The organism is Tuberibacillus calidus DSM 17572 (assembly GCF_000430685.1).
Lineage (GTDB): Bacteria > Bacillota > Bacilli > Bacillales > Sporolactobacillaceae > Tuberibacillus > Tuberibacillus calidus.
In genome coordinates this window covers 1-20,956 of the sequence record NZ_AUMM01000019.1, presented here as the reverse complement: position 1 = coordinate 20,956, position 20,956 = coordinate 1, and the positions used below count along the sequence as shown (strand labels likewise).

Genomic DNA, 20,956 nt, shown 5'->3' with positions numbered 1-20,956 from the left:
GGAGCAAACCGATGCCAAATTATAAAGAAGGTACATTCATACCCATTAAAAGCTTTAAACATAATGGGGTGCTGCATCGGGTTTGGGACGACAATCTCATTCTTTCCCGAACAGACGATGCTTGGATTACCGTCAATAACCAAGTGACGGTAACGGAGGCCGACGGCACCACTTGGCGGACAAAAGAACCCGCCATTTCTTTTTTCAGCACGGCACTTTGGTTCAATGTCGTCGCCATCATGCCGCCCGAAGGCGTTTATTATTACTGTAACCTCGCTTCACCGGTTCATTGGGACGCGGGGGCATTAACTTATATTGATTATGATCTGGATGTCATGGTGGAGCAAGATGGTACCGTTCGCCTTTTGGACGAAGCGGAGTATGAAAGTCATAAGCAGCTGATGCACTATCCCGCAAACGTTACAGACCGGATCGAAAAGGATTTGGCAAAGCTTTACGATTGGATTGAAAAAGGCGTGGGCCCATTTCATCCTGATTTTATTCAAAAATGGTATGACCGTTATCGACAGTATGTAGAAATGGGATGAATCGTTGTGTCGAGTATCAAGCGCTATCTTAAATTTGTTTTTCCTTATTATAAAGAAATCATTTTAACGATCATTATCGGCATTATAAAGTTCGGCATTCCGCTAGCCTTGCCGCTGATTCTTAAGTATGTCATTGATGATATCATTAACACTTCGCTTACTGCGGATGTTAAACTTAGACGGCTTTTTTGGGTGACCGGACTTTCTTTGTTTGTGTTTGTTGTTTTACGGCCACCCATTGAATATTATCGACAGTATTTAGCGCAGTGGACGGGAAATAAGGTTTTGTATGACTTGAGAAGGAAATTGTTTGACCACATTCAACGATTGAGCCTGAAGTTTTATGCGAATCGCAAAGTCGGCGAAATCATCTCCCGCGTCATCAATGATGTGGAACAAACCAAGGAATTCGTCATCACTGGTATGATGAATATTTGGCTTGATATGATCACCATTGTGATTGCCCTTGCCATCATGTTTTCCATGAATGTCATCTTGACGCTGGTTGCGATGAGCATGTTCCCGTTTTACGCTTTATCTATAAAAGTGTTTTACGGCAGGCTTCGAAAATTAACGCGAGCGCGTTCCCAAGCTTTGGCCGAAGTACAAGGACATCTCCATGAACGCGTTCAAGGAATAAGCGTTATCAAAAGTTTTGCTTTAGAAGAGTACGAACAAGAGCAATTCGCTCAACGCAACCGCAACTTTTTGGCGCGAGCGCTTGACCATACATCGTGGAACGCCAAAACCTTCATGGTGGTCAATACCATCACAGATATCGCACCGTTGTTCGTGATCATGGTCGGAGCTTATCTCGTGATTGTCGGCAATATTGCGGAAATCGGTACTGTGGTCGCCTTTTTTGCTTATATGGACCGGTTGTATAGCCCGCTGCGCCGGCTTGTTAGCTCATCGACAACTTTAACGCAAGCCATCGCTTCTATGGACCGAGTTTTCGAGTTTGCGGATGAAAAATATGATATTGTGGACCGGCCGAATGCCATAACGGCAGAGGATGTCCGTGGCCACATCACCATTGAAAATATGAGTTTCCGTTATGCAAAAGATGAAGAATACGCCCTCAAAGATATTAATTTGGATATACAGCCGGGAGAGACGATCGCTTTTGTTGGTATGAGCGGCGGTGGAAAATCAACGCTCATCAGCCTGATTCCGCGGTTTTATGATGTCGAAAGCGGTCGAATCTTGCTGGACGGTCGGGACTTGCGTGATTATAAAGTGCGCAGTTTGCGAGATCAAATTGGCATGGTGCTTCAGGATACGATTCTTTTCAGTGATACTGTGAGAGCCAATATCATGATGGGAAACCCAGAAGCGACCGAAGAAGAAGTCGTGCAAGCAGCCAAGGCTGCCAATGCCCATGACTTTATCATGCAATTACCAAAAGGCTACGATACACAGGTTGGAGAACGCGGGGTCAAATTATCCGGCGGGCAAAAACAGCGGATCGCCATTGCCAGAGTCTTTTTAAAGAATCCTCCGATTCTCATTTTAGATGAGGCTACCTCCGCCCTTGACTTAGAAAGCGAGCATTTAATCCAGGAATCCTTGGAAAAATTGGCGAAAAACCGAACGACATTAATTGTTGCTCACCGCCTGGCAACGATTACGCATGCCGATCGCATCGTTGTCATTGAAAACGGCCGAATTTCGGAAATCGGCAACCATCATGAACTCATGAATCGCCGTGGGAGTTATTACGAGCTGTTCCGCATCCAACAATTAGAAACGGTTTGAAGGTTGATGTGTCAGTGCATCAGCCTTTTTTGTTTGATAAAAAGTTAATGCGTAGGAGCCAAAATCAGCAAGAAAAGTGGCTAAAAGCAAGTGTACGCGAGCTTTCGTGTTTAGAGTGTGCCTCAACCCTTTACAGTCTAACTTCAGAAAAATACACATATAATCTACAAACATCAAGTACCCATACCTTACATGACAAATGTCGACATTTTTCTACATAATTCTTAATATTGCCAATAGTATTGACAATAATCTTAACTTTTTGTATAATACGCCCATAAGTGAATTTAAAGAGATAAACGCCCGCGCGAAGAAAGGAGGAGCCATTCTGAGTGAACCGATTCTGAAAGTACAAAACCTAAAAACCGTCTTTTTTACGGACGACGGACAAGTTCCAGCTGTCGACGGCATTGATTTTTATATAAATGAAGGCGAAATCTTAGGTATCGTCGGGGAATCCGGCTGCGGAAAAAGCGTGACTTCGTTATCTGTGATGGGCTTGGTCTCCGAGCCTGGAAAAATTGTCGATGGAAAAATCCATTTTAATGGCGAAGACATCACCCATGCCCCCGAGCGAAAAATGCGCACGCTGCGCGGTAACGAGATTGCGATGATTTTTCAAGAGCCCATGACGTCACTGAACCCGGTTTTTACAATTGGGGATCAGCTGACCGAAGCGATCCGCATTCATCGTAAAATTTCAAAAAAGCAAGCAAAAGATCGCGCTACCGAACTGCTACAGCTTGCCGGTCTACCCCGACCAAAAGCTTTGCTCGATAATTATCCGCATCAACTTTCAGGCGGAATGCGCCAACGCGTGATGATCGCCATGGCGATGGCTTGTGATCCAAAGGTTTTAATTGCCGATGAGCCAACAACGGCCTTAGATGTGACGATACAAAAGCAGATACTCAATCTGATGAAAAAATTAAACCGCGAAACAGGAACAGCGATTGTCTTAATCACCCATGATCTTGGCGTTGTTGCCCAAATGTGTGAGCGCGTGATCGTGATGTATGCGGGGAAAATCGTCGAAGAAGGAGCCGTTCGAGATATCTTTAACCATCCGAGTCATCCGTACACGAAGGGATTACTCGCTTCAGTGCCTGACCTAAGGCGGCAAACCTCGCGCCTTTATTCGATCCCAGGTAACGTGCCGAAGCCAGGCAGCATTACGGAAGGCTGTCTGTTTTATCCACGTTGTCAAGAGGCTATGGCGATATGTGCGCAAAAAAGGCCGGGGTTGGTGGACTTGAAAAACGGTCATCGGGTGCGTTGTTTTCTTCACGGCGAGGTAGAAGAAGCCTGATCATCGCATGATCATTGGCCATTGGGAGTGATCTGACTATGGCAGAAACAATACTGACAGTAGAGGACTTAAAAAAATATTTTCCGATAGAAAGCGGCATTTTCAAGCGGACGGTCGGGCATGTCAAGGCAGTGGACGGCGTATCATTTGAAATAAAAAAAGGGGAAGCCTTTGGACTTGTCGGCGAATCGGGTTGTGGAAAATCAACGACGGGCCGGATGATCATGCGGCTGATTGAGCCCACCTCAGGGCGGATCGTTTTCTGTGGAAAAGATTTAACGGCAATGGATAAAAAAGCTCTAAGGAAAACGCGTAAAGACATCCAAATGATTTTCCAGGATCCTTTTGCTTCGCTTGACCCTCGGTATACCGTGGAAAGGATTATTGAAGAACCCATGATCGTGCATCGGTTAGGGTCGAAGGCTGAGCGTAAAAAAAGAGTGCGGGAACTTTTGGAAGTTGTCGGCCTTTCAAGCTATCATGCCAAGCGCTATCCCCATCAATTTAGTGGCGGTCAGCGCCAACGCATTGGCATCGCCCGCGCTTTAGCCGTTAATCCTAAATTGATCATCGCCGATGAACCGGTATCAGCGCTGGATGTTTCCATTCAGGCGCAAGTCATTAACCTGTTACAAGACTTACAAAAACAATTTGATTTAACATTTCTTTTTATCGCCCATGACCTCAGCGTCGTGCATCATTTTAGTGACAGAGTTGGCGTCATGTATCTCGGGAGAATGGTTGAAGTGGCTGAAAGCAGCGAGCTTTACCGTAACCCGAAACATCCCTATACGAATGCCCTCCTTTCGTCTGTACCTATTCCAGACCCGGATTACCAATATGATAGCGAGGAATTGGCGGGTGACGTCCCGAACCCTATTGATCCACCGAAAGGGTGTGCTTTTCATACGCGCTGCCCGGTGGCCATGGACATATGCCGCAAAACCCGCCCCGAGCTAAAAGAAGTGGCACCGGGGCATTTGACGGCCTGTCATTTATATAATAATTAGGTATTATTTTACATTTTTAAAAATAAATTTGAGGGGGAAGAACATGAAAAAGTGGCTTTTCGGTTTAGTTGCGATGGTACTCATGCTATCCATCGTTCTTACCGGCTGTTCATCATCCAGCAATGGGGAACAAGGCAAAAAATCAAACTCAAATGGTAATGGCGGAAATGTCCTGATTTTTGGCCGCGGGGCGGATGCAACTTCTTTGGATCCAGCGATCGTCACTGACGGGGAGTCGTTTGCCGTCACCAAAAACATTTATGACACCCTTGTGGAATACAAGGGACAGACGACGGATATTGAGCCTGCGTTAGCAGAAAGTTGGGACATCAGTCCCGATGGGAAAACGTATACGTTTCACCTGAGAAAAGGCGTGAAATTCCATGACGGAACGGATTTTAACGCCGATGCGGTCGTCTTTAACTTTGATCGTTGGAAAAACGCCAATGATGAGAATAAGTTTGCCTATTATCCGTCGATGTTTGGCGGCTTTGGTGATAAAAGCGTCATTGCCGATGTCAAAGCGTTAGATGACTATACCGTACAATTTACCTTGCGCACGCCTTTGGCACCATTTCTCAAAGATCTTGCCATGTCGCCATTTGCCATCGCAAGCCCGACGGCGATTAAGAAATACGGCGATAAATACGGCCAAGCAGCAGCGGTAGGCACTGGTCCGTTTAAATTTAAAGAATGGAAATCGAAGGATACGATCACGCTTGTCAAAAATGATGACTATTGGAAGAAAGGCGAGCCGCAGCTCGATGGCGTCATCTTTAAAGTCATTCCGGACAACACCGCTCGTCTTAATGCGTTGAAAAACGGCGAAATTGACTTGATGGACGGCGTGAACCCGAGCGACTTAAAGGATATACAAGGTAATAAAGATCTACAAATTTTCTACCGTCCGCCGATGAACGTCGGATATCTCGGGATGACGGTAACCAAGAAACCGTTCGATAATCCGTTAGTGCGGCAAGCCGTCAACTACGCGGTGGACAAAAAAGCGATCATCGATGCGTTCTTTGCCGGAGCGGCTGACCCAGCAAAAAACCCGATGCCACCAAGTATCAGCGGGTATAATGACGACGTTCAACCGTATGATTATAACCCAGAGAAAGCTAAAGAATTGTTGAAAAAAGCAGGTTTCCCCAACGGCTTTAAAACGGAGTTGTGGGCGATGCCGAACCCACGCCCGTATATGCCCGAACCGAGCAAAATTGCTGTAGCGATCGCCCATAATTTGAAGGATATCGGTATTGATGCGGAAATCAAGACCTTCGAGTGGACGACGTATCTCGATAAAGTGAAAAAAGGTGAGGCGCCGATGTATATGCTCGGCTGGACCGGTGATAACGGTGATGCCGATAACTTCTTATATACATTGCTTTCGACCGATGCCATCGGCAGTAACAATAACTCTTTCTACAGCAATCCCGAACTCGATAAACTTTTGAAAGAGGCGCAAACCTTAACCGATGAGAATAAACGCAACGAGCTCTACAAACAAGCACAAGTGATCATTCATAATGACGCCCCATGGGTGCCGCTCGTTCATTCCAAACCGGCCCTTGTCGGTAAATCAACGATTAAAGGTTTTGCTCCGCACCCAACCGGTTCAGATCGCTATGTCGGTGTCTACTTTGAAAAATAAAATCGCAACGTTATAGGAAAACAAGATGAGCGGGCGCCCGTCTTGTGAACGGTCCGTGTGGCACTTTAAAGAAAATGTCAACCGGGATCGTTCGGCAGGCCGAATCTGGGCGCCCATCCTTTTTTATACCGATAGGAAAGGCTATCGTATATTAGGCCAGCATGAGAACAACTAAAGGCTCTATTATTGCTCAAAAAACTTAGCAGAGTCAAGTTAATGGAGCCAAGCTTTCTTTAAAAATGAGGTGAACGAATGCTTGCTTATTCAATTCGACGCCTAATCGCATTAATACCCGTTTTGATAGGCATGTCGCTCATCGTCTTCGGCATCATTCGGGCGATACCGGGTGATCCGGCGCTCGCTATTTTAGGCCAAAAAGCAACGCCTGAAGCCCTCAAGCAACTGCGTCATGCGCTCGGTTTGGACAAACCATGGTATACACAGTATTTTTCTTTTATCACCGATCTCTTAAAAGGTGATTTTGGCACATCGCTCAGAACACATGCGGCCATTCGCCAAGAAATTTGGCCACATCTGGCTGCGACGATCGAATTGTCCGTGCTTGCGATGCTGATTGCTGTTGTTGTCGGTGTAAATCTTGGGATCTTAAGCGCATGGAAGCAAAATTCTGTGATAGATGTGGCCAGCATGGTCATTGCTTTAGTAGGCGTGTCGATGCCTGTATTCTGGTTAGGGCTTATGGCGCAATGGATTTTCTCGATTAAGCTCGGTTGGCTGCCTTCCATTGGCCGGGAAAATATCCGCGATCCGGTGACGGCGATTACAAATTTTTATATCATTGACACGCTTTTGGCCGGCAGAATTGATCAATTTTGGGAGATCATTCGCCATCTGATTTTGCCGAGCTTGGCCTTGGCTACCATTCCGATGGCGATCATCGCTAGAATGACCCGATCCAGCATGCTGGAAGTGCTTCGCTCCGATTACATCCGCACGGCGCGAGCGAAAGGACAGAAAATGTTCTGGGTTGTTTATAAACATGCCTTGAAAAACGCCTTTATTCCGGTATTGACCGTCATCGGTTTGCAGACCGGTTTGCTTTTGGGCGGAGCGATACTGACTGAAACGATTTTCGGATGGCCAGGCATTGGCAGTTATATCTATGATGCCATCCAATACCGGGATTATCCTGTGATTCAATCCGGAATACTGCTTGTTGCCTTTATTTTCGTCATTATCAATTTGATCATCGATCTTTTGTATGCAGCATTTGATCCAAGGATTAAATACAAGTGATGGGGGGATGGATGTTGGAGACTGTTGTAAAACCGAATGCCCCTGTTCCGGGTCCGGAAGAGCAGAAAGAAAAAGTCGATTCGCCTTTCAGAGAAGCGTTACGCAGTTTTAAGAAAAATAAACTAGCAATAATTGGAACGTTGATCATTCTTCTTTTCATCATTCTTGCCCTGTTGGCCCCACTGATTCGTCCAGAGGGATACAATCATCAATTGCTCGCTGACCGACTTAAGCCGCCTTCAAGTGCACATTGGTTCGGCACGGATGATTTCGGTCGGGACATTCTCACACGCATCCTTTACGGGGCGCGCATTTCGTTGTGGGTCGGCTTTGTTTCGGTCGTAGGGGCCATCGTTGCCGGCACATTTTTAGGCATTCTCGCGGGATATTACGGCAAAACCGTTGATATGATAATTTCTAGGATTTTTGATATTATGCTAGCTTTTCCGAGCATCCTTTTGGCTATTGCGATCGTTGCCATCCTTGGGCCGTCCCTGCAAAACGCTTTAATCGCCATTGCCACCGTCAATGTACCGAACTTTGGCCGATTAGTGCGTTCGAAGGTTCTTAGTCTTAAGGAAGAAGAATTCATCGTGGCGGCGCGGGCCATAGGCATGCGTGATGCGCGGATTTTGTTCTATCACATTTTACCCAACAGTTTAGCACCGATTATCGTCCAAGGAACCCTCAGCATTGCGACGGCGATATTGGATGCTGCGGCGCTTGGCTTCTTAGGACTCGGTGCCCAACCCCCGCAACCAGAATGGGGTCGGATGCTTTCTGACTCCAGGGAGTATATTACCAATGCCCCGTGGACCGTCCTCTTCCCAGGCCTTGCGATCGGCTTAACTGTACTCGGCTTTAATCTTTTCGGTGACGGGATGCGCGATGCTTTGGATCCACGGATGAAAAAATAATGCTTTATATGGCAGGCAAATTAGTAAAAAAGGTCAGACCGCACGTTAGGTCTGACCTTTTCGCATTCGCATACTCAGTCATCGTCTTGTTTGACGTCGACGATGTTGTCCTTCTTATGAAAACTGTGAAAGCTGTCCAAGAGCGCATCCAACCGTTCGATATGATGACCATAATCAATTATCATGGCAATGAGAGGAAAGAGGTGCAGCCATTGGCTGTTTTTTTGTTCTTGGAAAAACGGCAAGAACCGGTCTGTTAACCGCTTTTTTAGTTGGAACGTTTCTGCGGGGCTTTCCTCGGCATCCCGAACCTTGCCATTGAAACGCAGCAAAATCCGTTCATGGCTGACAAGCATATCCTCAAGTCTCGAGCGGATAGTTTTTTGTATTTCCGGCGGTAATTGCTGAAGCAAATGTTCGCTTTCATTCAAGAGCCGGAGCAATTCATTTAGGCGGTTCATCGTGGCAATCATTTGCCGAAAGATCACCGTTTTTCGGTGTTTCGCGTAGCGGCGCTTTCTCAGATACCGCCTTTCATCTTTATACCACTTAAAAAAGTCGTTGATCCTTTCTTTTTGTTCCTGAAATTGTCTTAACTCCATTTTAATGGTTGCACGTTCCGGCGCGTGTTGGAGCATCAGACGAACCCAAGTCATTAGTTTCGTCGTTTGGTTTAATATCGCATGAAACAGCCGGTTTTCATAATTCGGCGGCATAAACAACATGTTGACGATAAAGGCCGCGCCGACCCCGAGCATCACGGCAGAGAAACGATGAGAGGCATACACGAGAAAGCTTTCGTTGCTCGGCGTTCCGCTCATAATCAGGATGACGGTAACGGTGCTGAGTGTAATAGTATCATTCAGCTTTAATTTTATATGGATCGCGATCACAACAATGACAGCAAGGCCAATCACAATCGGGTGATTTCCGACTAATAATACAAAAGCAGAAGCAACGATGGCACCGATGATATTGCCTTGCACGTTTTCCACAATGGATTGCCACGACCGATACACTGACGGCCGAATGGCGAAAGCACTGGCGACAGCGGCCATAGAAACGGGAGTCAATCCGAGCCACATTGATAAATAGATTGAAAGGGTAATGGCTAAGCCCGTCTTTATGACGCGGGCACCAAGTTTCATGTATAATCTTATCCTTTCATTTTAAACATTACGGAGGGTGTCCGGTAAGAGGCGCACCCATTGCGGTTATTTTACCGCTGGGAAATCCCTTACTAGTATTTTAAAAGATTTTTCCACAGCTTCAAGTGTGTCATCGATGTCTTGGTCGGTATGGGCGGTTGTGATAAACCAGGCTTCATATTTTGAAGGAGCGAGGTTGACGCCGTTTGCTAACATAGCTTTAAAGAAACGGGCAAACATGTCGGAATCGGTGTTTTCCGCATCTTGATAGTTCACGACGTCATGGTCGCTGAAGTATAGCGTCATCGCGCCCTTCAGTCGATTGATGACGATCGGAAGCCCGTACTGTTTATTGATTTCCTTAATGCCGTTTTCCAAACGCGCGCCTAACCGATCTAATTCTTCATAGACTCCTGGTTGTTCGAGGACTTCAAGACAGGCAATGCCGGCCGACATTGATGCGGGATTTCCGGCCATCGTCCCCGCTTGATAAGCTGGACCGAGCGGTGCGACTTCTTCCATAATATCCTTTCGTCCGCCGTAGGCACCGATTGGCAGTCCTCCGCCAATAATTTTACCCATAGCCGTCATATCTGGTTCCACACCGAGGAGATTTTGAGCGCCGCCATACATAAAACGAAAAGCCGTAATCACTTCGTCGTAAATCACCAAGGCCCCGGCCTTATGGGCAATGCGATTAATCGCTTCTAAAAAGCCGTCTTCAGGCATGACGATGCCGAAGTTTCCAACAATCGGTTCGACGAGCACCGCAGCAATTTGCTCGCCCCAGCGAGCCATGGCTTGTTCTAAAGCGTGAACGTCATTATATGGCACGGTAATGACTTCCTGGGCACTTGCCTGCGTTACCCCCGCTGAATCCGGTGTGCCAAGAGTCGAAGGCCCGGAGCCAGCCGCAACAAGGACAAGGTCAAAATGGCCATGATAACACCCGGAAAATTTTAAAATTTTATCGCGCCCCGTATAGGCTCTTGCCACTCGGACGGTCGTCATGACAGCTTCGGTGCCCGAGTTGGTAAAGCGGATTTTTTCCAGGCTTGGGATGGCACGCGCTAATTTTTCCGCAAATTGAATCTCTAAAGCCGTAGGTGTACCGTATAAAACGCCATTTTCTGCAGCCTTTTTAATGGCTTCGGTAATATGAGGGTGGGCATGTCCGGTAATAATCGGTCCATAAGCCGCCAAATAATCAATATAGCGGTTGCCGTCGACATCCCAGAAATAAGCGCCTTTTGCCCGTTCCATAAACACAGGGGCACCGCCGCCGACCGCTTTATAAGACCGGGATGGGCTGTTGACACCACCAACGATGATTTTTTGTGCCTCTTCATAGAGTGCTTCAGATCTTTTGAATGAACCCACAATACATCGAATCCTTTCTTGAAGTTTCAAACCCTCTTCATTGTATGTCTGGGCCAAGAAAAAATGCCGACATTATATCTCGTCGGCACTCGTCTTCTTGAATAAAATCACACTATTATTATCCAAGATTTGCAGGAATTTGACAAGGCGGGCGCGTGTCGGTTCCGCCTTTTTACCGAAAGTGCGGGTGAGGGCCTCTTCAATCTCCGCTACCGTATATCGCCCGTTGCAGCGATGAAGGACAAAACTCCCAAGGGCATCTAAACGATAGCGGTGTTCGGGTGACTGATGGAGCCATTTTATCCCGATTTTTTCGAGGCGACTTGTCCTTGGAATAACAAGATAGTCGCAACCGTCCAGTTTTTTTAGTTGGAAACGGTCGTTGAGGCGCGGCTTCATCATGAGGAGATTTTCCGGTTTCCGTTTTCTAAACATGTCCTTTCATCCCCACTTATCTTTATGCTTTTTTCGATGTTGTGCGAAAAGCGATCCAATAGAGTGTCAAACAAACGAGTAAATAAAGGATGAGTGTCACCCAGCCGTTATCCGTCCATGGTGTATCGGGAATCGGCACGCCGATGGTAATTAAAATAGCGATTAAAACGCCGATCAGCGACTCCCCAGCGATGAGGCCGGAAGCATAGAGAGTACCGTGATCGCGGCCGGTAAGGTCATTTTCTTTCTTCCGCAGGTCAATGAGCCAACGGATGGCTCCGCCGATCATAATCGGCATGCTCGTGTGCACGGGCAAGTAAATGCCAACAGCAACGATAAGGGAATTCAGTCCAAGAAATTCAATAACGATAGCTGAAGCGGCGCCGATGAATATTAAATCCCAAGGAAGGTTGCCTTCCATAATCCCTTGTACGAGAATTTTCATCAGTACACCCTTTGGAGCCGGCAATTTTGAAGATCCCATCTGATAGGCGTTATCCAACATTATTAAAACGAATCCAATAATGAGCCCAGAGGCGAGCACGCCAATAATCATGGCAATTTGTTGTTTCCACGGAGTGCTTCCGACAAGAAACCCGGTTTTCAAGTCTTGAGAAGTATCGCCGGCTATGGCAATGGCCGTGCAGACGATGGCAGCGACGCCAAGAGAAGCAAGCATGCCGGTATGACCGGTTGTTCCCAATAATTTAAATGCAATCGCGACGATCAGAAGCGTAGCAATCGTCATACCGGAAACCGGATCCGAAGATGTACCGACAATGCCGACGATGCGCGAGGAAACCGTGACAAATAAAAAGCCGAGAACCAGAATGGCCAAAGCACCCAAGAATCCGACTTTGATGAACGGGTTAAACCAGATGATCACGATGATCGCTAATGAACCGAAAATCACCCAATTCATTGACAGGTCTTTATCAATGCGCTCGATTGTTTGTGGGCCACCCAGTTTGTTTTGGGCGACGCTTTTTAACGTATCCGTCGCGGTGTTATAAAGGACGGGTAAGGTTTGTAACAACGTGATGATACCTCCAGCGCATACGGCGCCGGCCCCAATATAGCGGATATAATTGTCCCAAATGGTCCACGCGTCCATTTTACCGATCGGTATGCTTGCCGGGAAAATCGGTGTCGTATTTCCTGCACCGAAGAAAGAAATGGCAGGTATGAGCACGATCCAGGCAAATAATCCACCTGCGAGCATTTGCGCGGAAATGCGCGGACCGATAATGTAGCCGACGCCGAGAAGCGATGGATAGGCATCCAACCCGATCACAGCGTTCCGAAAACCAGAAATAGCTGTTTCAATTTCTTCTTTAAAAACTAAAAAGCCATTAGATAATGCCTTGAAAATACCGCCGATAACTAAGCCCTGCAGGACGGTTTTGGCGCTTTCGCCTCCTTCTTCCCCGGACTTTAACACTTCGGCACAGGCAGAGCCTTCGGGGTACGGGAGATGCCCATGCTCTTTGACAATTAACAACCGACGCAAAGGGATCATCATGAAAACCCCTAAGAAGCCCCCGACCAAAGAAATAAAGGTAATAATATAAATATTGACTTGATAATCGTCCCAGATAAAGAGTGCCGGTAAAGTGAAGACGGCGCCGCCGGCAAGCCCTTCACCAGCGGTGGTCATCGTTTGCACGATATTGTTTTCCAAAATGGACTGCCTGCGAAATAACCCTCTTAAAGCGCCCATTGAGATGACAGCTGCGGGAATGGATGCGGAAATCGTCATGCCGACGATAAGTCCTAAATATGCGTTGGCTGCTCCAAACAGAAGGGCAAGAATAATGCCTAATACAACAGCAAAAATCGTTAGCTCTGGAAGTGACTTGGAGGCTGGTATGTATGGCACAAATTTGTCCTGATTGTTGCTAGCCATGTCAGACACCACCAATGAATTAAATTTGAGGTTAGTTTGTGAATCTGTACCCCAAAACATGCATGGGTTGTCATCAATGGAAGCAAGCTTATTCACGTTGAAAAGGAATGGTTGGATGTAGCCAAAATCATTATCAGCAAGACGAAAAATAACTGCTAACGGATAGCGATTGGCAGGTAGCATCCATCCTTATTAAGCCGTCATCATTGGCTTTTTTTAAAATGACCAAACTATTTCTTCAATGGAAAAGTGAATAGGAAACTGATGAAGGAATAGGATAGGTAGGGAGGTTAAAATGTTGAATAATTGCTTAGGTAAAAAATTCCGGAAATGAGGGCTTGCGCTAATGGGACCCGAGGCAGGCTGTCTCGGGTCCCCAACGGTGTCAAAGGTGGGCGGGCAGTTTCGAAATAGACCTCATCCTAAAAGGTCTATTTTCGTCTAGGCTGTGACAGTACGGCCACAAGGGTGCCAAAGGCAATCATAAGAGATAACGCCTCGAATACTGTCATTGGCATCACCTCCGTAAAATAACCGCCCACCCCCCGTTGTCCTTTTATCTTATCACGGTTTATGCCTTGGGTTTATCCGCCATTTGATTCGTTTTTTTCATAGCTCTTTCGGTGGACAAACCAGCGGATTTTGCAGAATTATGCAGAATATTTAAAAAACAATGTGTAAAAAGTTCTATTTCTAATGTCGTATCTCGGAATAGTGGGTAAAAAGTGCTCCGAGTATAACAACGGGGATTGAAATTATCCCTTCTCCGCTCGGATCACGGTTAAAAAGTGGTTTAAAATTTTGGCGGTCATCCCCCAAATATGACGGTTTTGGTAACGGTAAAACAATTCCGTGATCTGACGCTTTCGCCAAGCGTATGCCTTTCCTCTTGCAATCCGGTCATACGGAAAGTCATCCTCAGGCTGCGGTTCAAGATGGACAATGAATTTTTCTGGTTCCGCATTTAATAAAAAAAGAAGCGGTACCTGAAATGTTGAGGCAACTTCGGCAGGATTTACCGCGAAATCGGTATCCTTTAAATAGCCGACAAATGGATAAATGATGAGCTGCATTGATGGGATATATCGGCCGAGTGCGCCGAGCACCTCGATGCTTTCTGCTTTTATGCCTAATTCCTCGCTTGTTTCTCGAATGGCCGTTGATACTGGGGATTGATCACGTTGATCCATTCTTCCGCCAGGAAAACAAATGTCACCTGGTTGGCTTTTTAATTGATGGGAGCGTTCTTCAAACAAAACGGCTAAGCCTTCTTCGGTTTGAACAAGCGGTATCAGGACGCTCGCCTTTAGGGCGTCTTCTTCACCGATAATCGTTTCACAGGACTTGCTTGATAAAGATTTTTTAATGTCACTCAGTTCCATCGCGGCGGCCTCCCTCATGATCTTTCCTACTTTATATTTTAATATCGAATGTTCCATCGAGTTGTTAAATGTTTGTCAAGATGCTTACAAGTTTTCGGATCCTTTACCCATAGGGCAGGATGGATGTGTTTCGGTTGTGAAAGCTTCGTTAATTTGAGAAAATATAAAAAAACATTAATTCAAAAGCAGCGGGGTGAGCGTCATGAAAGCTGTTGTACATAAAGGCGAAGCGGGGATTGCCGGGGTCCATTATACGGACATGCCTGAGCCTACTGTTTCAAAAGGACAAGTAAAAGTTCGGTTGAAGACAGCGGGCTTAAATCACCGCGACTTGTTCACACTAAAGCGCCATCGACCAGACGATCCGGCATTGATACTTGGGTCGGACGGCGCCGGTGTTGTCGAAGCGGTCGGTAAGGATATCGACCACATCGATGTGGGTGATGAGGTGGTCATTATTCCGAGCTTGCATTGGAAAAATAAAAGCGCAGCACCGCCACCTGAATTTGAAATCCTCAGCCTTCCTGACCACGGCACGTTTGCCGAAGCGATTGTTTTACCAGCTGAGAATGTCGCCCCAAAACCGTTATATTTATCTTGGGAAGAAGCCGGCGTTCTAACATTGGGCGCTTTAACCGCCTATCGCGTTCTTTTTACACGCGCCCAAATCAAAGCAGGTCAGACGGTTTTAATACCGGGTGCAGGTAGTGGTGTCGCCACCTTGCTCATCCAAATGGCCAAGGCCGTTGGGGCCCGAGTCATTGTGACGAGCCGAAGCGCTGAAAAGCGGCAAAAAGCGCTGGAACTTGGTGCCGATCGGGCCATTGACAGCGAGCACGATTGGCGAGAACTGTTAAAGGACGAAACGATTGATTTAGTCATCGAGAGTGTTGGCGCTGCGACTTGGGATAAATCGCTCAATGTGTTAAAGCCAGGCGGAACGATCGCTGTCTTTGGTGCTTCAGCAGGTGATGTCGTTTCATTAAACTTAAGGGACTTCTTTTATGGACAATATACGCTTGTAGGTAGCACCCTTGGCAGCATCGAAGAAGCTTATGAAATGCTGGAATTCTTTAATAAACATCGGATAAAACCAGTTATAGACAGTGTTTATTCTTTGTCGGATACGCTACTTGCGATGAAAAAAATTGAACAGGGGAGTCAATTCGGGAAAATCGCCATCAAAATATCTTAAAAACATTTGAAAGGGGTTTGGTTATGCTATCTGAAGGACAAAAAGCACCGGATTTTACACTTCCGTCAACGACGGGAGAACAAATTTCTTTATCCGATTTTAAAGGCAAAAACGTCGTCCTTTACTTTTATCCCAAAGATATGACACCGGGATGTACTACGGAAGCTTGTGATTTCCGTGATGCCCATAGCCGTTTTCAAGACTTAGGCACGGTCGTTCTAGGCGTAAGCCCTGACCCTGTTGAGCGGCACCAACAGTTTACGGATAAACATCAACTGCCGTTTCCGCTTTTGGCTGATGTAGACCATGAAGTCGCCGAAAAATATGGGGTTTGGAAGTTAAAGAAAAATTTCGGAAAAGAGTATATGGGTATTGAACGGACAACTTTTGTCATTGACGGTGATGGCGTGATCCGTAAAATCTGGCCAAAGGTCAAAGTCAATGGTCATGTCCAGGAAGTATATGATTTTATAAAAGAACATTTAGTCTAAACACATGGCTTTTTTTATGGAGGGCGACCAGTTTTTCCAATGGTGACAATGAATTTAATAAAACTTATGGGGGAATAGGATGAACTTTCTACGGGATGAACGCATAAAGAAACTGGCCAAAGTGTTGATTCACCATTCACTAAAACTGAGACCAAAAGAAAAGGTGCTGATCATTGCCCCTTTAGCTGCCAAACCGCTAGTTGCCGCCATTATCCAAGAAGCCTATGCGAACAAAAGTTATCCGTACTTAGAGCTATATGATGATGAGTTGAGTGTGGCCATCGGTCAACATGCCGAACGCGAACAGTTGGAGCTTCGCGTGAAGTGGGATTTGTATAAGTATAAAGATATTGATGCATCGATCACCATTGCGGCCGAAGCCAACGACGCCGAGTATTCCGCTCTTTCACCCGAAAAGATGAAATTAGTCGGTGAAGTGCTAAAGCCGGCCAACGATTTTCTTGTTGACGAGCGACGATGGGTGTTGTTGAATTGGCCGACACCGGGCCTTGCTCAAAAAGCCGGAATGAGTACAACGGCATTCGCTGATTTTTTGCTTGATGTCTGCAATGTCGATTATGTGAAAATGGCGGAACGGCAAAAACGATTGAAAGAGCTTATGGATAAAACAGATAAAGTGCGCATCGTTTCACCTGGGACGGACTTGACGTTTTCCATTAAGGGCATTCCCGCTGTCATGTGTGCCGGTGAATGCAACATCCCGGATGGAGAGGTTTATACTGCCCCTGTAAGAGAAAGTGTTAACGGAACGATTACCTTTAACACCCCAAGTCCGTATCACGGAAAAGTATTCCACAATATCTGTTTAACGTTTAAAGATGGAAAAATTGTTAAGGCAGAAGCGAGCGACACGAACCGGTTGAATGAAATTTTGGATACCGACGAAGGGGCTCGCTATATTGGCGAATTTGCCATCGGACTTAACCCGCTGATAAAAGAGCCGATCGGGGATATTCTGTTTGATGAAAAAATTTGCGGTAGCCTTCACTTTACCCCTGGCGATGCTTATTATGAGGCTGACAACGGGAATAATTCCAGCATTCATTGGGACATGGTTCTCATACAGCGACCGGAATACGGCGGCGGTGAGCTGTATTTTGATGATGTGCTCATTCGAAAGGATGGCCTTTTTGTGATTGATTCATTAAAAGGGCTCAATCCAGAAAATTTAACATAGACTCGGGATGCGCGGCTGGCCCGCGCTTTTATTAAAATGAGACGAAGAAGGAGAAAACGATGATCATTGTTTCAAGTGCGAGAATTAAGGAAGATTTACAGAATAGACTAATGAAGAATCATCCTGACTGCACCTTTCACTTTCATAAAAGAATGTCGGATGCGCTGGGGGATTTGGTGGAAGCTGACATTCTCATCACATATGGGGAAGATGTGACGGCGGAAATCCTTCGTCAAGCGGCTCGTCTTAAATGGATAATGGTCATCTCTGCAGGCCTTGACCGCATGCCTTTTCCAGCCATTAAAGAAAAGGGGATCATCGTCACGAACGCCCGCGGGATTCATAAAATTCCAATGGCTGAGTACACATTCGCCGCAATCCTCCAATGGTGTAAACGCACGCAGGAATGGCGGGACCATCAAAAAAGGCGCATATGGAAAAAATATGGCATTCAAATGAGTGAACTGGCGGGAAAAACCATGACGGTTGTCGGGACAGGAGCCATTGGCGGAGAAATTGCCCGACTGGCAAAAGCCTTTCGAATGAATGTATTAGGCGTTAATCGCAGCGGTCGTTTGGTGGAGTATTTCGATCATATTTATAAAACCGATAAATTGGCTGAAGCCATGGGGACAGCTGACATCGTCGTTTCGGTTTTACCTTATACACCTGAGACCGACCGTTTGATTGGAAGGCAACACTTTGAAGCGATGCCTGAGAGTTCTTTATTTATTAATATTGGGCGCGGAAAGACGGTTGACCAAGAGGCTTTATTAAACGTGTTAAAGACTGGGAAAATCAGCGCGGTACTTGACGTGTTTGAAGAAGAACCATTGCCAGCAGACCATCCTTTTTGGGCAATGGACAACGTGACGGTTACACCGCATTTTTCAGCCATTACTTCACAATATCAACCGCGGGCGATGGCTATTTTTGAGGAAAATTTAAAGCGTTTTAAAGAACATAGGAGCGACCTGATTAACTTTATTGACTTGGACAGGGGGTATTAAAATGGCTAGAATTTATACGCGATCAGGTGACAAAGGAACGACTTCTCTCGTATATGGAAAAAGGGTGCGCAAGGATGATCCAAGGGTCGAGGCTTACGGAACATGTGATGAAGCCAATTCCATGATTGGCCTCGCTATAAGCGCGCTACAGGACTTCGATTTTGACGGTAAAGAAGAATTTTTGACGGTGATGCACAAAGTCCAGACGAATTTATTTCATGTTGGCGCAGAACTGGCCACTCCGGAAGGAAAGGAAGTTTATTGGACGGTTAAAGAAGAACATATCAAAGAATTGGAAGAAGTGATTGACCGTTGGGATCAACAACTTGCCCCGTTAAAACAATTTATACTTCCCGGCGGAAGCAAGCCAGCCGCGGCCTTACACGTCGCAAGAACGGTTGTGAGAAGAGCGGAACGACTCGCCGTCAAGATTGAAGAAAACATTAACCCGCTCGTTTTCGCCTATTTAAACCGACTTTCTGATTTTCTGTTCGTTAGCGCCCGCTACATAAACCATAAACTCGGAATGACGGAGCCTGTACTCCATCAGTAGAATGGAGAAGGAAAAATTAACATATAGTTATTTTAGAAAAGAAAATTGACATGTTTATACAGCACGTTTTAAAATAAAAACAAGCAGATTATAAAAATTATTATTTAATAATAAATGCCCTTATTGGAAAGTGAGGTGTCTCGAGATGGCAAACGGGCGGATTAGGGAAGCGATCAATACTTTAAAAGCCTCTGGTGTGAGAATAACTCCCCAGCGTCATGCTATACTTGAATATCTCATCGTGAATATGTCACACCCGACAGCCGATGAAATTTATAAGGCTTTGGAATCCAAATTTCCAAACATGAGTGTGGCCACGGTTTATAATAATTTAAGGGTATTTAAACGAGCGGGTTTAGTTAAAGAATTAACGTACGGCGATTCATCCAGCCGTTTTGATTTTGCGACAACGGATCATTATCATATCATCTGCGAAGCTTGCGGAAAAATTGTGGACTTTACTTATCCAGGATTAGACGAAGTGGAAACCGTAGCTGAACATGTCACCGGTTTTACCGTAAAAAATCACCGCATGGAAGTCTACGGCACATGCCCTGACTGTAAAAACAATACGATTAAAAATTAAAAAAAGCAAAGAGACTGACGCTTGTCGGTCTTTTTTTATACTTGTACGAAAGCCTATCATTTTTAGATTAGCATAATGAAAACAAAGGTTGCCCTCACCCAATAGCTTCTTTTGGTAAGAAATAAAATCACCTTTCGGGCCAAGAAAAGTACAACTAAGGCTCTGCTTTCGCCCAAAAGGCTTAACAGAGCCGAGCTTTTTTACTACTTAAAAAATAAAGCCGCCCCATCTCATGATAAGATTTGGTGACAGCTGAGTTTGGCTGTAATCCTTTTTCAATCTTTTTTTCTAGCTACAGATTTATAAGGATTGCGATTATATTTTTTATCAAAAGGTTTGCCTTCTAATTCCGGATCGAGTGTCAATGGTTCATTACAGCTCATGCAAAGGTCTACACGGCCGAGAACCTTGGTAGGGTTTCCACAGTTTGGACAAATGACTTGTACGACTTTTACGGACAACATGCCGACCCAAAGATACACACCTGAACTTAGCAGAACGAATAGAAAACCAATGATCATTAAGATCACCGACACCCAAGGATGGGTGCGAAACAATAATGCCAAATACATAATACCGATGCCGAGGAAAACTAAAATCAGCGCGAAATTGCGGAATCTATTAACCTTGCTCGTATTCCTAAACATCATCAATGCCCTCCTTCGCCTTCGCAATGGGTCCAATAACCCTATTATAATATATTCACCTTAAAATAGTCTCGAAGAAGTTAAGCGCTTACTAAGATGTCATCATAAAACGTTTTTAAGGTGCAATCCGATCACTGGATTGGGATATGAAATTTTTTTTTAAAAACGTCTTGACGATTATATATATCCATGATAAATTATTATCGTTGTCGCGATGAGCAAGATTGCGACGCATCCGCCAAGAAGATTTTAGAAAGAGAGCTAATTGCGCTGTCCGCAATAACTTGTCCCGCAAAACTTTGCGAGACCTGTCAAAAAAATTTTCCCCCATTTTTCGATGTAAAAATAGAGGAAATCATGCTTTGAACGGAGCAGCTAAAAAATTCCCCCCAGGCGAAAAGGGCATAAAAAATGGATCCCCTTTGGTGTAAAATGAAATTATCACAAAATCACTAAACACCCAAAGGAGGGATCCATATGGCTATTATACCACAACTCAGCTTATTTTCGTGGAATGAAATTGAAGAATTGGGAGATTTGGAACGGCTCCGTCTGGTCCTCGAAAATATGCC

20 protein-coding genes are annotated in these 20,956 nt (G+C 45.6%); 13 read left to right on the top strand and 7 right to left on the bottom strand.

Annotation, left to right across the window (positions count from 1 at the left end; genetic code table 11):
* Positions 1-11 precede the first annotated feature (11 nt).
* From H532_RS0105915 to H532_RS0105885, 7 genes are all read left to right on the top strand, one after another.
* A complete protein-coding gene (locus H532_RS0105915) occupies positions 12-548 on the top strand; it encodes a DUF402 domain-containing protein (RefSeq protein ID WP_027724727.1) in 537 nt (178 codons plus the stop codon).
* Positions 549-554: 6 nt separating this feature from the next.
* Positions 555-2,306, top strand: a complete 1,752-nt coding sequence (locus H532_RS0105910; protein WP_027724726.1) for an ABC transporter ATP-binding protein — start codon at positions 555-557, stop codon at positions 2,304-2,306.
* A gap of 325 nt (positions 2,307-2,631) precedes the next feature.
* Complete coding sequence (locus tag H532_RS0105905) at positions 2,632-3,615, top strand: ABC transporter ATP-binding protein (RefSeq protein WP_245566419.1); 984 nt, start codon at positions 2,632-2,634, stop codon at positions 3,613-3,615.
* Positions 3,616-3,653: 38 nt separating this feature from the next.
* Positions 3,654-4,625 (top strand): ABC transporter ATP-binding protein, encoded by a 972-nt coding sequence (locus tag H532_RS0105900; RefSeq protein WP_027724724.1) that lies wholly within the window; start codon positions 3,654-3,656, stop codon positions 4,623-4,625.
* A 43-nt stretch (positions 4,626-4,668) separates the two neighbouring features.
* Complete coding sequence (locus H532_RS0105895) at positions 4,669-6,279, top strand: ABC transporter substrate-binding protein (protein WP_027724723.1); 1,611 nt, start codon at positions 4,669-4,671, stop codon at positions 6,277-6,279.
* A gap of 252 nt (positions 6,280-6,531) precedes the next feature.
* Positions 6,532-7,536: an ABC transporter permease gene (locus tag H532_RS0105890; protein WP_027724722.1), complete on the top strand. Its 1,005-nt coding sequence runs from the start codon at positions 6,532-6,534 to the stop codon at positions 7,534-7,536.
* An 11-nt stretch (positions 7,537-7,547) separates the two neighbouring features.
* The gene (locus H532_RS0105885; protein WP_027724721.1) at positions 7,548-8,453 is read left to right on the top strand and encodes an ABC transporter permease; all 906 of its coding nucleotides are present in this window, start codon (positions 7,548-7,550) and stop codon (positions 8,451-8,453) included.
* A 74-nt stretch (positions 8,454-8,527) separates the two neighbouring features.
* Here the strand turns inward: H532_RS0105885 and H532_RS0105880 are convergent, their stop codons facing one another.
* From H532_RS0105880 to H532_RS0105860, 6 genes are all read right to left on the bottom strand, one after another.
* A complete protein-coding gene (locus H532_RS0105880) occupies positions 8,528-9,601 on the bottom strand; it encodes an FUSC family protein (protein ID WP_027724720.1) in 1,074 nt (357 codons plus the stop codon).
* Positions 9,602-9,667: 66 nt separating this feature from the next.
* On the bottom strand, positions 9,668-10,981 hold the full coding sequence (locus H532_RS0105875; RefSeq protein WP_038111663.1) for a glutamate-1-semialdehyde 2,1-aminomutase: 1,314 nt from the start codon (positions 10,979-10,981) through the stop codon (positions 9,668-9,670).
* Between the two features lie 72 nt (positions 10,982-11,053).
* On the bottom strand, positions 11,054-11,416 hold the full coding sequence (locus H532_RS0105870) for a PqqD family protein (RefSeq protein WP_027724718.1): 363 nt from the start codon (positions 11,414-11,416) through the stop codon (positions 11,054-11,056).
* Between the two features lie 22 nt (positions 11,417-11,438).
* A complete protein-coding gene (locus tag H532_RS0105865) occupies positions 11,439-13,322 on the bottom strand; it encodes an OPT family oligopeptide transporter (protein ID WP_027724717.1) in 1,884 nt (627 codons plus the stop codon).
* A gap of 431 nt (positions 13,323-13,753) precedes the next feature.
* The gene (locus tag H532_RS21060; protein ID WP_425426235.1) at positions 13,754-13,834 is read right to left on the bottom strand and encodes a putative holin-like toxin; all 81 of its coding nucleotides are present in this window, start codon (positions 13,832-13,834) and stop codon (positions 13,754-13,756) included.
* Between the two features lie 243 nt (positions 13,835-14,077).
* Positions 14,078-14,704 (bottom strand): NUDIX hydrolase, encoded by a 627-nt coding sequence (locus H532_RS0105860; RefSeq protein WP_027724716.1) that lies wholly within the window; start codon positions 14,702-14,704, stop codon positions 14,078-14,080.
* Between the two features lie 202 nt (positions 14,705-14,906).
* On the opposite strand from H532_RS0105860, the gene H532_RS0105855 reads away from it, so the two are divergent.
* The 6 genes from H532_RS0105855 to perR all read left to right on the top strand — a co-directional run bounded on the left by H532_RS0105855 (position 14,907) and on the right by perR (position 19,737).
* On the top strand, positions 14,907-15,899 hold the full coding sequence (locus tag H532_RS0105855) for a zinc-binding dehydrogenase (protein ID WP_027724715.1): 993 nt from the start codon (positions 14,907-14,909) through the stop codon (positions 15,897-15,899).
* Positions 15,900-15,922: 23 nt separating this feature from the next.
* Positions 15,923-16,390 (top strand): thioredoxin-dependent thiol peroxidase, encoded by a 468-nt coding sequence (gene bcp, locus H532_RS0105850; RefSeq protein ID WP_027724714.1) that lies wholly within the window; start codon positions 15,923-15,925, stop codon positions 16,388-16,390.
* 79 nt (positions 16,391-16,469) lie between these two features.
* On the top strand, positions 16,470-17,588 hold the full coding sequence (locus H532_RS0105845) for an aminopeptidase (protein WP_027724713.1): 1,119 nt from the start codon (positions 16,470-16,472) through the stop codon (positions 17,586-17,588).
* A gap of 59 nt (positions 17,589-17,647) precedes the next feature.
* Positions 17,648-18,598: a D-2-hydroxyacid dehydrogenase gene (locus H532_RS0105840; protein ID WP_027724712.1), complete on the top strand. Its 951-nt coding sequence runs from the start codon at positions 17,648-17,650 to the stop codon at positions 18,596-18,598.
* Between the two features lies 1 nt (position 18,599).
* Entirely contained in the window at positions 18,600-19,151 is a 552-nt protein-coding gene (locus H532_RS0105835) for a cob(I)yrinic acid a,c-diamide adenosyltransferase (protein WP_027724711.1), read from the top strand.
* Between the two features lie 145 nt (positions 19,152-19,296).
* Positions 19,297-19,737 carry a peroxide-responsive transcriptional repressor PerR gene (gene perR, locus H532_RS0105830; RefSeq protein ID WP_027724710.1) on the top strand — a complete coding sequence of 147 codons (441 nt, stop codon included), beginning with the start codon at positions 19,297-19,299 and terminating at the stop codon, positions 19,735-19,737.
* Positions 19,738-20,012: 275 nt separating this feature from the next.
* Here perR and H532_RS0105825 read toward each other — a convergent pair whose 3' ends face one another.
* Positions 20,013-20,387: a YgzB family protein gene (locus H532_RS0105825; protein WP_027724709.1), complete on the bottom strand. Its 375-nt coding sequence runs from the start codon at positions 20,385-20,387 to the stop codon at positions 20,013-20,015.
* Between the last annotated feature and the right edge of the window lie 569 nt (positions 20,388-20,956).